The 12,267-nt window shown below is 50.2% G+C and carries 12 protein-coding genes; 6 read left to right on the top strand and 6 right to left on the bottom strand.

Annotated features, from left to right (window positions below; genetic code table 11):
* Positions 1–156 precede the first annotated feature (156 nt).
* Genes GM173_RS10600 through GM173_RS10590 form a run of 3 tightly spaced genes read right to left on the bottom strand, consistent with a single transcriptional unit; the run spans position 157 to position 2,341 of the window.
* Complete coding sequence (locus tag GM173_RS10600; RefSeq protein WP_203571352.1) at positions 157–945, bottom strand: ABC transporter permease; 789 nt, start codon at positions 943–945, stop codon at positions 157–159.
* Positions 939–1,943 (bottom strand): ABC transporter ATP-binding protein, encoded by a 1,005-nt coding sequence (locus GM173_RS10595; RefSeq protein WP_203571351.1) that lies wholly within the window; start codon positions 1,941–1,943, stop codon positions 939–941. Before GM173_RS10595 ends, GM173_RS10600 begins: the two co-directional genes overlap by 7 nt.
* A gap of 29 nt (positions 1,944–1,972) precedes the next feature.
* Positions 1,973–2,341, bottom strand: coding sequence for a DUF4488 domain-containing protein (locus GM173_RS10590; protein ID WP_203571350.1), 369 nt, complete (start codon positions 2,339–2,341; stop codon positions 1,973–1,975).
* Between the two features lie 172 nt (positions 2,342–2,513).
* On the opposite strand from GM173_RS10590, the gene GM173_RS10585 reads away from it, so the two are divergent.
* Positions 2,514–3,413 carry a helix-turn-helix transcriptional regulator gene (locus GM173_RS10585; protein WP_203571349.1) on the top strand — a complete coding sequence of 300 codons (900 nt, stop codon included), beginning with the start codon at positions 2,514–2,516 and terminating at the stop codon, positions 3,411–3,413.
* A gap of 41 nt (positions 3,414–3,454) precedes the next feature.
* Here GM173_RS10585 and GM173_RS10580 read toward each other — a convergent pair whose 3' ends face one another.
* Positions 3,455–3,943, bottom strand: coding sequence for a PEP-CTERM sorting domain-containing protein (locus GM173_RS10580; protein WP_203571348.1), 489 nt, complete (start codon positions 3,941–3,943; stop codon positions 3,455–3,457).
* A 150-nt stretch (positions 3,944–4,093) separates the two neighbouring features.
* Positions 4,094–4,888 (bottom strand): TatD family hydrolase, encoded by a 795-nt coding sequence (locus GM173_RS10575; RefSeq protein ID WP_203571347.1) that lies wholly within the window; start codon positions 4,886–4,888, stop codon positions 4,094–4,096.
* Between the two features lie 90 nt (positions 4,889–4,978).
* Here GM173_RS10575 and GM173_RS10570 point away from each other — a divergent pair, with 90 nt between their 5' ends.
* Complete coding sequence (locus GM173_RS10570; protein ID WP_275412346.1) at positions 4,979–5,974, top strand: TerC family protein; 996 nt, start codon at positions 4,979–4,981, stop codon at positions 5,972–5,974.
* A 59-nt stretch (positions 5,975–6,033) separates the two neighbouring features.
* On the opposite strand, the gene GM173_RS10565 is transcribed toward GM173_RS10570, so the two are convergent.
* The gene (locus GM173_RS10565; RefSeq protein ID WP_203571346.1) at positions 6,034–6,798 is read right to left on the bottom strand and encodes a ChaN family lipoprotein; all 765 of its coding nucleotides are present in this window, start codon (positions 6,796–6,798) and stop codon (positions 6,034–6,036) included.
* Positions 6,799–6,994: 196 nt separating this feature from the next.
* Between GM173_RS10565 and GM173_RS10560 the strand changes: the two genes are divergently transcribed.
* From GM173_RS10560 to GM173_RS10545, 4 genes are all read left to right on the top strand, one after another.
* Positions 6,995–9,178, top strand: a complete 2,184-nt coding sequence (locus GM173_RS10560; RefSeq protein WP_203571345.1) for a TonB-dependent hemoglobin/transferrin/lactoferrin family receptor — start codon at positions 6,995–6,997, stop codon at positions 9,176–9,178.
* A gap of 115 nt (positions 9,179–9,293) precedes the next feature.
* Positions 9,294–10,340: a hemin-degrading factor gene (locus tag GM173_RS10555; RefSeq protein WP_203571344.1), complete on the top strand. Its 1,047-nt coding sequence runs from the start codon at positions 9,294–9,296 to the stop codon at positions 10,338–10,340.
* A gap of 100 nt (positions 10,341–10,440) precedes the next feature.
* Positions 10,441–11,274 (top strand): heme/hemin ABC transporter substrate-binding protein, encoded by an 834-nt coding sequence (locus GM173_RS10550; RefSeq protein WP_239078482.1) that lies wholly within the window; start codon positions 10,441–10,443, stop codon positions 11,272–11,274.
* Complete coding sequence (locus tag GM173_RS10545) at positions 11,271–12,260, top strand: FecCD family ABC transporter permease (RefSeq protein ID WP_203571342.1); 990 nt, start codon at positions 11,271–11,273, stop codon at positions 12,258–12,260. The genes GM173_RS10550 and GM173_RS10545 overlap by 4 nt, the downstream gene beginning before the upstream one ends.
* The last annotated feature ends 7 nt before the right edge of the window (positions 12,261–12,267 follow it).

Below are 12,267 nucleotides of genomic sequence, written 5' to 3'. Positions count from 1 at the left end.
ACACGAACAGCACGAAAAAACACCAATACAACATGTATATACATACAGGCCAATCAATTTATTGGCCACAAGCAAATACCCAACAAACAAACTCAATCAAATTGCTTTTGATTTTTTCGTGCTTTTCGTGCTTTTCGTGGACTCGGGTTATCGATTTCAAGCCCCAAACACAATCAACTTTTTCAGCACAATCCGCCCCGCCAATGCGGCGGCAAAGAGAAACAGCACTGTCCATGCCGCCTGAATCAGCATTGGCTGAATGCTGGCAATTTCACCGGTGATATAGCCAACTGGCGTATTAAAAAAATGCCCGAATGGTAAATATGCCAACACCTCGCGCATCGCCGCCGGAAAAAACGCCAACGGTATTAAAGCGCCGCCCAAAAACTGCACCAGCGCATCTTTGCTCGCGGTAATACCCCATAAATCAGTCGCAATAAAGCCAGCCAAACCAACGACAAAATCAATGCAAAACATCAGCACAAAAGACAAAAACACCGACAGCAAAGCCAACCCAATCGCTTTGGGAGCCAAACTCAAGTCAAACCACCACAAAAAAACCAAAAACGCGGGCAAAATATACGCAGCTTGCGCCAAAGCACGCCCCAGCGAAATCGAAAAATGACGCAGATTCAGCGACATCGGCAAAATCAGTTGCGTCGCAATTTCACCAGAACGAATTTCACGCGCTAATCGCCAATCCGTGCCAACATGTAAGATCGTAAACAAGGTTTGCGCCACGGCGACGTGCAAAAACGCGCCAGCAAAATTCATCCCTGCCCGCTCGGTGCCATCGTTAAACAGCGCCGCCCATAAGTAATACAGCAACCACAAGGCAATCAAATAGCCAAACGTCACCAACCAACGCCCTTTGCGGTCAGTGGCCAGAATCCGCGCGCTGCCCCACAGCAAAGCAGTACAACCTTTGAACGGAATACTTAACATACCGCCTCCGTTTGATTAGCCAGATAAAAACCGTGCAGCAGCTCTTCAAATTCTTGCTCAACAGGTTTCAGTTCACTCACCGAGTATGGCGCGAGAATTTGCATTAATTCGGCAAATGGCAAGCTATCGTGGCGCGCCACTTCGAGCCATTCGCCACGCAAACGCACCGGCAAGGCCGAATGATGCTGGCGTAAACTGATTTGAGCCGCCGCAACCAAGTCCGGCGGCAAGCGCGCCGCCCACCAGCGACCGTCCCCCGCGTGTTGGCGAAATTGCACCAAACTGCCGTCAAAGCGCAGCTCACCTTTATCGATCAACAGCAATCGCTGCGTCAGCCGCTCAATGTCGCCCACATCATGCGACGTAATTAACACCGTCGTACCAGCCTCTTGATTGAGCTTGCGAATCAAGCTACGCATCCGCGACTTCATATCTAAATCAAGGCCAATCGTTGGCTCGTCCAAAAACACGACATCAGGGCTATGCAAAAATGCGGCGGCGATTTCACAGAGCATGCGCTGACCGAGCGATAAAGTACGTACTGGGCGATGATAAAACTCGTCCAAATTTGCTTCGCGACGAAACAGCGCCAAGCGCTCATTGAATGCGGCCTGCGGCACATCGAACAATGCCTGCAAAATTTCAAACGAATCTCTGACTGGCAAATCCCACCACAACTGGCTACGCTGACCAAAAACGACGCCAATTTTCTTAACGTATTTAACCCTATCCCTTTGTGGATGATGGCCAGCGACCAATACCTTGCCAGAGCTAGGTTCTAAAATACCAGTCAACATTTTTATTGTTGTCGATTTCCCTGCGCCATTGGGGCCGACCAAGCCAACGCACTCGCCCGCCGCAATCGTGAAATTCACATTACTCACTGAGCGTTTATCTTCAAAATTGGCACGAAACACTTGTTTAAAACGCTCCGCCCAACCTTTCGGCGCAATCGGCGTGCGGTAAACGCGACTTAGATTTTCTACTTCGATCAACATACTTAATTTGCCCGTATTCAGTGTGGGTTTTATTGAGCGTCCAGTCTGCGCCAGATTTCATGCTCAACTTGCACGCCATTCTCCCAGCGCGTGTTGTGCCAAAGATCACCTTCGATACGAAACTGAAACACAAATTCGCGATTCTGCATCGAAGGATGGCTGGCAAAATCAAGCCATTCGGTGTATTGCTCACCCTCGCAACAATAGCGGCCGCCTGCTGCAAAGTAGAACTCTCCGCCCTGATACGTGATAAATGAAAAGTGAGTTTCCGACAAAACTTTTAATGAACGGCACTGCACAGCTTGATACTGAACTTGCTCACCACTACTGTCGTCACGGCACTCACCGGTCACCAGTTGCCAAGAGCCAAGCATGGAAGGCTTACTAGACTGAGACATCACCTTTGTCCTTTCTTTTTCGAAAGCTAATAGACAGCTAGATTACTCACTTGCTGAACGGATTAAAATGTCGCAACATGACATTCAATTTGTCTAAAACTAACATTCCCCTACCCATCACTGATTGAAGCGAATGGATAAGTAGCAGCAATGTGCAACTGGAATTAATGTTATGGCACTCATCTATCGCGAACGGCTCGATATCGGTCCAGAATCCCCACAAATCATGGTGGGGACTCATGTGTTCCACAAAGAACCTTATCCCCCACTGCGTGATCGCGGGATAATGATGTGTGGCCTTAGCGAAGGTCGGGATTTTTTTGAAGTTGAGCGGGTAGACACCCCGTGGCACGTGCTGGCTTTTTGCCTTTCGGGACGTGGCGAAGTCTTTACGCCAGACGGTCTGACCCGCACTTTACTGCCAGGGCAATTAGCGTTGATGCCTGCATCAGTCCACTGCGGCTATCGACGCATTGGCACCGAGCCGATGCAACATGTGTGGTTTTTGCTGTATTGCACTTCACGCTGGGATTATCTACATCGCACACTGCCAGCGATCACTCACAGTGTAGACGGTGCAACACTCGCCGATGCGATGCGACAATTTCATCGCGAAGTGCTGCGCTTTAATACAAACGATACGAGCAATCTAGCGGTGCCAGCCTTAGATTTTCTCTGCTTGGCGCTAGAACGCGCCACGCAAGCCTTTAGTACTAAAATCGGTTGGAGCGAGCAATTAGATCAACTGTTTGCTCATGCGCAAAAGAACTTGCAGCAAGATTGGACTAATGCCGCACTTGCTGCACAACTACACATTACCACCACGCACTTGCATCGACTGTGCATGCAGCATTTAGGTGAAACACCCAATAAGCTGATTTTTAGAATGAAAATGAATCAGGCCAAAGAGCTATTGCTGCATGGACATCGCGTGGGGGACGTGGCACGAGCCAGTGGCTACCAAGAAATATCTAGTTTTTCGCGCCGCTTTCGCCAGTACTTTGGCTATAACCCAAGCCAAGTGCTAAGCAAACATCTGAGTAATGGTAAACACGAGCAAGTTTGGTATTAAAAAAACCCGCCGTAGCGGGTTTGGAAGCAAGCGATGTTGACTTAAGCAGCGATCTTACGACGACGCGCAGCCAACAATCCAATCAAGCCAAGCCCCATTAAAGCGTATGTTTCTGGCTCGGGAATAGGGGCTACTTGATTCAAACTGATGTTTACTTTACCAATCACATTAAGGGGGACACTAAACGATAAAAGATATTGTAAAGCATCATTTTGCTTAGCATAAAAACTAAAGCTACTAACGTAGCTATCAGTAGATCCACCCACAGCGTTAAATTTTAAACGCTTATTATTCACATAAAATTTATCAACTAGTGATGCAAAATTGCCATCAGTAGACGTCAAGATCACATCAAATGAATATTCTCCTGCTTTAGAAACTTTATAAGGTGATGTCCAATTCGTGAATTCACGATGGACAGAGTCAACCATCGTGTCTTTTTCAAATACCTTTACCGGAATCAACGCAGCCTGACTAAAACCAGCAGAGAAGACCAATGTTGCTGCAACAGCGAGATTTGACATACGCATGATTATCGCTCCATAAGAATATAATAATAACCTAAATCATTGATTTAAAAGTATTTTTATTCTTCTTATGATTCTATACTCGAATTTCATGATGTCAAAAAAAATATTTAAGTAAGCCTTAAAAAAGCAAAAAACTGATTTTAGTTAGCATTACATCGTCGCAATTCCCAATACGCGCTGCGTATTTTCAAGACTTATGACCGCAAGCTGATGCAGTGTAATACCTCTTAAATCGGCTAAACATACCGCGATTTGCCTCAACTCAGCCGGCTCATTACGCCGTGGCGGAGGCCCAGCCAACCAGCTCGGCGTGATGTCCGGCGCGTCGGTTTCCAGCACCAGCGACTCGAGCGGCAAGCTTTGCGCCAAACGACGAATTCGTTGTGAGCCGCTATACGTTAACGCCCCACCAAAACCGAGACAAAATCCCAATTTGATAAATTCAGCAGCTTGCTGCTCACTACCGTTAAACGCATGTGCAATTCCACCGCGCACTTTCCATTTACGCAGATATTTAAGGACTTGATCCTGGCTGCGCCGAATGTGCACGATGACGGGTAAGTCGTAATCGCGGGCGATTTTGAGTTGTGCTTCGAAAAAATGAATTTGCCGCTCGGCATTCAGTTCAGGCAAATAAAAATCAAGGCCGATTTCGCCAACCGCCACCGCATCGCCGACATCCAGTTCTTGTCGCAACAGCAATAAGTGCTCATCGCGATGCTGCGCTTCATAAATAGGATGCAAGCCAAATGCAATGTGTGTGCCATACTTTTGCTGCATTTGGCGGGTACTGGCAAAGGTTTCCGATGTGACCGCGGGGACCACCCACTGCGTCACTCCGGCAGCAATCGAGCGCTCAATAACCGCATCGCGATCCAAATCGAACTCCGCAGCGTCGAGATGACAATGGCTATCGATGAAACTTATTTCTCCAACTCCACTCATAGTCTAAATTCTTCGCGCAATTCAATTTATACTTGTCTAGTCTGCAAGTTAATTTTTCGCATTGCAAGTCATCAATCACAGGGAACACAAATGGAATTTTTAATGGGAGTATGGGTGGGCTACCCAGTCTGGGTTTGGCTGATGTTTTTTACTGTCGTCATCGCACTGCTCGCATTTGACTTGGGCGTACTACAAAAAGACGACCACGAAATCAGCGTCAACGAAAGCTTAAAGCTATCGGCAATGTATATCGCGATGGGGCTTTTATTTGGGGTATGGCTCTGGTGGTACAAAGGCGCAACGGCTGGCATGGAATACATGACAGGTTATCTGATTGAGAAATCGCTCTCAATGGATAATGTATTTGTAATTGCCTTGATTTTTACTAGCCTTGGCGTACCACGGATTTATCAACACCGCGTTTTGTTCTGGGGGATTCTCGGAGCGATTGTGATGCGCGGCTTGATGATTAGCGTCGGCGCGGTCTTGGTATCTGAATATCAATGGATCTTGATGATTTTCGGCGCATTTTTGATTTTTACCGGGATCAAAATGCTGATTGCCGATGATGAGCACGGCAAACTGGAAGACAATGGTTTTTATAAATGGTTGCGCGGTCACATGCGCTTTACGCCAGGTATTCACGGGAATCAGTTCTGGGTACGTGGTGAAGAGCATGGTCTATCAAAAGGCTGGTGGGCAACACCATTATTCTTGTGCTTGATCTTGGTTGAAACCGCCGATTTAGTATTTGCCGTTGATAGTATTCCGGCGATTTTCGCGATTACCCAAGATCCATTTATCGTATACACCTCGAATATTTTCGCGATTTTAGGCTTGCGTGCGCTGTACTTTGCACTGGCGGCGATGGTGCATCGCTTCCACTATCTGAAGTATGCTTTAGCCGTAGTGCTGGTGTTTATCGGGATTAAAGTCGGTTTGGTGTATTTGAACGACATTGAATTGGTGGCATTCAAAATCCCAACGCTGGTATCGCTATTGGTGACATTCGGTCTACTGCTTGCGGGGGTGTTGTACTCGCTGTGGAAAACCAAAAATGAGCCGTTCCCAGAAAAATCTGAATAAGATAATCTAATCAAAAAGGCCGTACACCAAAGTGGTGTGCGGTTTTTTTCATCCAACACTTATTGATTCAATTTAAAACTCGCGCAGAGGTCAGGTCGCTCGGCGGCAGGAATCAAATGCACTTCATCAAAATTCGCCTCACTTTTTGACTCAACAAAACCCACCGAATACGCCGAGTTAAGCCACTGTGGTACTCCGATATCGCGACGCACGTGGCCGTTACCTGCCAGCAAAACTACGCCGCGCGATTGATACGGCAGCAGCGTCGCTGCCATTACCCGATCACGGGCAATTTGTGCTCGCGCCATTTTTTCTTCCATCGCCACAGGTAACTGGCCGCAATGCCCTAATTGCACAGCAACGCGCTGCTGCTCAATCAGTTTGGTGGGCAAAGGATCATTTAAATTAACGCCCTCTGCGCCTTGTAAATCAACTCGACCGGTTTTAAATAGTTCGCCCGCTTCTTGACGCGACAAATTGGCGGCCAGAATCGGCAACTCATAGCGATAGGCCAAATCAAGCACCGGTTTATACAACGACCAATCCCAGCGTGCTCCGCCTACGGTTTGAATTAAATAATCAACATCATTTGGGCGCTCTTTTCTTGCGCGCTCGATATCAGCTTGCCGTTCACGATCAAATTGCTCCATCGCAATCGCAGGTCGCCAGCCTTGCGCTACTTTTTGTTCCAACCAAGCCAAGCGTTGCTGATGGCCGATTGCATTGTCGTGCACCTCGCCCAATAACACAGTGTTGTGAGCCGTCGGCGCACTTTGGCAAGCCGACAACATGCTCACCAGAATCAAAGAATAAATCACTTTCATTTTCAAAAATCACACGCAGCAATGGAGTGAGTGAATTCTAGGCTAGTACAAAATCAATTGCAAATGAGAATGACTATCGATATCATAGCAAACATCAAAAGAGAATGATTATCAATACAAAATAATTCTCTAAGCGCTTTGCCCACGTGATGCAACCCGCACTACGCAAAAGCCAAAAATTAACCAAGGGAAAAAAATGAAGGGCTCTTTCTTTACTCTGACTCTACTCGCGATGTCACTACAGCAAGCCTTTGCCGTTACGCCAGCCACCGCGACCAAACCCACCACCGCCGAGCAAGTTGCGCTCAATCAATTGGATCCCGTAGTCGTCACCGCCACCCGCACCGAGCGTAATTTAGCGGACTTACCCCCCTCGGTGAGCGCGACACAACGTGACGAACTCAACACCAATATGATTAACGATTTCCGTGATTTTGCACGCTCGGAACCAGGCGTGAATATCAGTAAAAATTCGCGCTTTGGCTTATCGAGCGTCAATATTCGTGGCTTAGAAGGCAATCGCGTGTTGATGTTGGTCGACGGGATTCGACTGCCCGATGTGTTTACGTTTGGTGCTTACCTCAATAGTGGCCGTGACCAAGTCGATTTCTCACAACTCTCTGCGATTGAAGTCGTCCGTGGTCCCTCTTCAACGCTCTATGGCTCAGATGCGTTGGGCGGTATCGTTGGCATGCGCACGACCGAGCCTGCAGATTTATTGCAGCCGGGGCAACAAGTAGCAGGTCAAGTCAAAGCCGATTACGGCAGCGCCGATCAAAGCTATGGCGGGCAAGCCGCAGTCGCTTTTGCGATGGGTGAAAATACACTCGGGCTCGTACAAGTCGCAGGCCGTCGTGGGCATGAATTAGAAAACAAGGGCACGATCGACACGCAAAAATATGGCCGCACCACCGCCAATCCGCAAGATACCGAAAAACGCAGTGCCTTAGTCAAATTGCAGCATTACCTCGATGGCGGCCACAAACTAGGGCTAACCGCCGAAACGTATCGCAGCGAAGTCGACACCACCCTGTATTCCGAAATCGGTGCGCCGATGCTCACTTCAGTGAAATCCAGCCATGCTTCTGACGAGCAAGAACGCCGCCGTATTTCACTCGACTATAGCTATACCGCACCCGCGGCAGGCGGCGTGATTGACAGTGCGCAAGCCAAAATTTACCGCCAAAGCATGGATACCACGCAAAGCTCGTATCAAGTACGCCAAAGCGGCAAGGTCATCACGCCCAACTGGAGCCGTGTTTCTTTCTATGAACAAGACCTCACGGGCATCAATGGCCTGGTCGAGAAAAAAATCGATGGCGAAATCAGCCAGCGCTGGACAATCGGAGCCGAGTGGTTTCAAACCGATTTCAGTGAATTACGCGATGGCACACCGGCATCGAGCAGCTTGAATGTCCGCGATATTCCAAAAACCAAAACCACGCAATGGGGTATTTATGCGCAAAACGAACTGGGCTTTGCCGATGGCCGTTTCACCTTAACTCCAGGCCTACGTTACGACGCCTACGAGCTGACGCCCGAAGTAGACAAAGCCTTTAGCAAGGGTGGGGGGAAAGCAACGGGTCTAAAAGACTCTGCCATTTCACCAAAACTACTCGCAACATGGCGCGCAGCAGAGACGGTGACGCTATTTGGTCAATACAGCAGCGGCTTTCGTGCGCCCAATGCGCTGGAGCTCAACGGCAGCTATGTCTCACCAATGGGCTACGCCGCAATTGCCAACCCCGATCTCAAACCAGAAACCAGCCGTGGTTTCGAATTCGGCTCGCGCTTTGGCGACAACACACTCGGCGGCAGCGTAACGGCATTTGATAATCGCTACGACGATTTTATTGAACAAATGAGCATCAACTGCCCCGGCAACACAGCGTGCGTGCCCGGCACCTTTGTCACTTACCAAAGCCAAAACATCAGCGAAGCGCGCATTTACGGTGCTGAAGCACGGATGCACTGGCAATTTGCCGATGGCTGGCAAACTTGGGGCAATGTCGCTTGGGCCAAAGGCAAGAATGAGAGCAACAATCAGCCACTGGGCTCAGTTGCGCCACTCAAAGGCGTCTTTGGCGTGTCGTATAGCCAAAGCCAATGGGGCAGCCAATTGCTCTTCACTGCGGTCGAAAAACAAACCGAAACCCCCAACGCCACAGATTTTCAAGCCCCCGGTTACGGTGTAGTCGATCTGACTGCATGGTGGAGCCCCGTCAAAAATCTAACGCTAACTGGCGGTATTTTTAATCTGACCGACAAAAAATATTGGATCGACAGCGACGTGCGCAGCATCGCCACCAATACCAGCACGCTGGATCGCCTGACCCAGCCCGGCCGCAATGCGCGAATTGTGGCGGACTGGAAATTTTAAACGGCAGAAATTCTAAAGACTAAAGAAGCAAGGCTATACCTTAGGTATAGCCTTATAAGTCAATTTTAAAATTTGATTGAGCAATATACCCATACACACTAATAAAGGAATCCCCATGAATGCGATGACATTTACCGAGCGCGCCGCCACTTTGCAAGCAGCCTACCAAGCCCTACTGGAAACCGAACCCAAACTACGTGCCCGCGAGCGCGCGGCACGCCTCAACGTCAGCGAAGCAGAACTCGTCGCTGCGCAATGCGGCGTGGCGGCAACGCCGCTGGCTGGCACACCACAAGAAATCTTCCGCGAATTACCGACTTTAGGCCAAGTGATGGTACTGAGCCGCAACGATTGGTGTGTACACGAGCGTCACGGCGAGTACGAGCAGGTCGACGCCGAGAAAAGCATCGGTCTCGTTTTGGGTAAAGATTTAGATTTGCGGATGTTTTTCGCAATGTGGAAAACCCAATTTGCCGTCATCGAAGGCGAACGCCGCAGCGTGCAGTTTTTTGACGGCGCAGGCGTCGCAATCCATAAAGTATATTTGACTGAACACAGCCATATCGCTGCTTTTGACGCCATCATCACGAAATTTGCCGCAGCAGAACCAGCATGGCCGCACATCGCCGCCTACCCGGTCGATGAAACACCAACCCAAGCCAGCGATGCCGCTGCACTACGCGAAGCATGGTTGGCGCTCACCGATACGCACGGTTTTTTCCCTATGCTGCGCAAACACAAAGTCAGCCGCCTTGGTGCGCTGCAAGCTGCGGGCGATGATTTGGCGCAATCGGTTGCGATCGATGCGACTGAAACGATGCTGCAAGCTGCAGCCGCTTCCGAACTAGCGATTATGTGTTTTGTCGGCAATCGCGGCATCGTGCAAATTCATTCAGGCCCAGTCCAAAAACTACTTCGCACCGGCCCTTGGTACAACGTCCTCGATCCGAAATTTAATCTGCATCTCAATACCGAAGCGATTGCATCGTGCTGGGTCGTTAACAAGCCAACAAGCGACGGCTGGGTGACCTCGCTCGAAGTCTACGCTGCCGATGGCGAACTCATCGTGCAGTTCTTTGGCGTACGCAAACCTGGCGTACCCGAATTGCCAGAATGGCGTGCATTGATGGAAAGCTTGTGCAGCACGCCACTCGCTAAATAATTAGTATTAGCCTATAGGCATTACTAAATAATGCCTACAGGCTAATACCATATGAATTTATATGACTCGTAGCTTGAGTCGTTGCTTGTTGGAATATGCTATGCGAACTTTTTACTCCATCACCACCATCATGGTGCTGTACTGCCTCAGCGCCTTTACCGCCGTGGCGTTTGCCGCCGAAATGCGCGTTGTCAGTTTGGGCGGGCCGCTGACTGAAATCGTTTATGCGCTCAATGCCGGCAATCGCTTGGTCGCTGTCGATCAATCGAGCGTTTATCCCGCGGCAGCGAATCAATTGCCGAAAGTGGGCTACTACCGCCAGTTTTCAGTCGAAGGCGTGTTGTCAGCCAAGCCCGACCTTATTTTGGCGTCTGATCAAGCGGGGCCGCCTGAGGCGCTAGAACAATTGCGCCGCATGGGGCGTCGCGTTGTTGTGTTGCCAAGCGGCTCGACGATGCCGGATTTAGAAAAACGCATTTACGGTGTCGCCGCTGCGCTCGGTTTGCGCGATGACGGGCGAAAAATGGTCGCCGACTTGCAAAAACAAGTCGCAGCACTGGCGCAAAAACCGAATCAAACCCGCGCGCTGATGCTAATGAGCCGCACTGGTGCAGCAGAAGGTGCGGGAAAAAACACCAGCGCCGATGCGATGATGAGCTTGGCCGGCATGAGCAATGTGCTGGCGAAACAACAAGGCTATAAACCGCTGTCGCAAGAAAGCCTCGCCGCGCTGCGCCCTGATGTCATCATCACCACCACGCGCTCGGTGGAAAGCTTGGGCGGCATCGATAAAATGCTCGCCTCGCCCGGCCTGTCGCAATCGCCCGCCGCGAAACAAAAACGGGTGTTAGTGATGGATGATTTATTGCTACTCGGCTTTGGCCCTCGCCTGCCCGAAGCGCTCACTGAACTCAAGCAGCTCACTCGCAAATGATCAGCAAAGATAATCCTCTTCATTGGTTCGCCAGCGGCGGCGTTTTGATAGCGCTGATTTTAATCACCGCCAGCCACGGCAGCGTGCAAATTCCGCTGCGCGAATTGCCTAGCGTATTTTTTAATGCCAGCTTGGATGGCGACCAACAATTCTGGCGTGATGTATTGCTCGATATTCGCCTACCGCGCGTTTTGTTGGCGGCATTAGCAGGTGGCGTGTTAGCGCTGGCTGGCGCGACGATGCAAGCCTTATTTCGCAACCCATTAGCGGAGCCAAGTTTGATAGGTATATCGTCCGGTGCTTCGCTGGGTGCGGTGATGGCGATTGTACTGGGTGGGGGTAGTTTTGCTGTGCTGGCGCCCGCTGCTTTTATCGGCAGCTTAATCGCCACCGCTTTGGCCTATCACCTCGGTCGCCGTTATCCGGGCATGGCGGGTTTATTGTTGGCGGGGATTGCGATTAATGCGATTTGCGGCAGCTTGATTGGCCTGTTCACTTACTTGGCGGATGACAACGAACTGCGCAGCCTCACTTTCTGGAATATGGGCAGTTTGGCGGGCGCGAGTTGGCAACGATTAGCGATATTAGCGCCGTTTTTATTGCTCATCTCGCTATGCATGATGCGCTATTGGCGCGCAATGAATGCGCTGCTACTGGGCGAGCGCGAAGCGCATCATTTAGGCTTTGAAATTAAAGGTTTGCGCCGCATTCTGATTACGCTCACAGCCCTGCTCATCGGCCCCTTGGTCGCCGCCACCGGCGGGATTGGTTTCGTCGGCTTGGTCGTACCGCATTGCATACGCATGGTGCTGGGCGCGGATCATCGCAGGCTGCTGCCAGCCTCGTTTTTGCTCGGCGCAATAGCCTTGCTGCTGGCCGATTGGCTGGCGCGCATCGCCGTACAGCCCGCCGAATTACCGATTGGCGTCATCACCAGCCTGATTGGCGGGCCGTTTTTTCTCGCGCTTTTGTTGCGTCGCAAATAAACAGGAA

This window comes from Deefgea chitinilytica (assembly GCF_016881405.1).
Lineage (GTDB): Bacteria > Pseudomonadota > Gammaproteobacteria > Burkholderiales > Chitinibacteraceae > Deefgea > Deefgea chitinilytica.
This window is presented reverse-complemented; position numbering and strand designations above follow the sequence as displayed.

Bases quoted from the DNA above. Each gene is read 5' to 3' on its own strand.
- GM173_RS10600 (WP_203571352.1), bottom strand. From the start codon at position 945: ATGTTAAGTATTCCGTTCAAAGGTTGTACTGCTTTGCTGTGGGGCAGC.
- GM173_RS10595 (WP_203571351.1), bottom strand. From the start codon at position 1,943: ATGTTGATCGAAGTAGAAAATCTAAGTCGCGTTTACCGCACGCCGATT.
- GM173_RS10590 (WP_203571350.1), bottom strand. From the start codon at position 2,341: ATGTCTCAGTCTAGTAAGCCTTCCATGCTTGGCTCTTGGCAACTGGTG.
- GM173_RS10585 (WP_203571349.1), top strand. From the start codon at position 2,514: ATGGCACTCATCTATCGCGAACGGCTCGATATCGGTCCAGAATCCCCA.
- GM173_RS10580 (WP_203571348.1), bottom strand. From the start codon at position 3,943: ATGCGTATGTCAAATCTCGCTGTTGCAGCAACATTGGTCTTCTCTGCT.
- GM173_RS10575 (WP_203571347.1), bottom strand. From the start codon at position 4,888: ATGAGTGGAGTTGGAGAAATAAGTTTCATCGATAGCCATTGTCATCTC.
- GM173_RS10570 (WP_275412346.1), top strand. From the start codon at position 4,979: ATGGAATTTTTAATGGGAGTATGGGTGGGCTACCCAGTCTGGGTTTGG.
- GM173_RS10565 (WP_203571346.1), bottom strand. From the start codon at position 6,798: ATGAAAGTGATTTATTCTTTGATTCTGGTGAGCATGTTGTCGGCTTGC.
- GM173_RS10560 (WP_203571345.1), top strand. From the start codon at position 6,995: ATGAAGGGCTCTTTCTTTACTCTGACTCTACTCGCGATGTCACTACAG.
- GM173_RS10555 (WP_203571344.1), top strand. From the start codon at position 9,294: ATGAATGCGATGACATTTACCGAGCGCGCCGCCACTTTGCAAGCAGCC.
- GM173_RS10550 (WP_239078482.1), top strand. From the start codon at position 10,441: ATGCGAACTTTTTACTCCATCACCACCATCATGGTGCTGTACTGCCTC.
- GM173_RS10545 (WP_203571342.1), top strand. From the start codon at position 11,271: ATGATCAGCAAAGATAATCCTCTTCATTGGTTCGCCAGCGGCGGCGTT.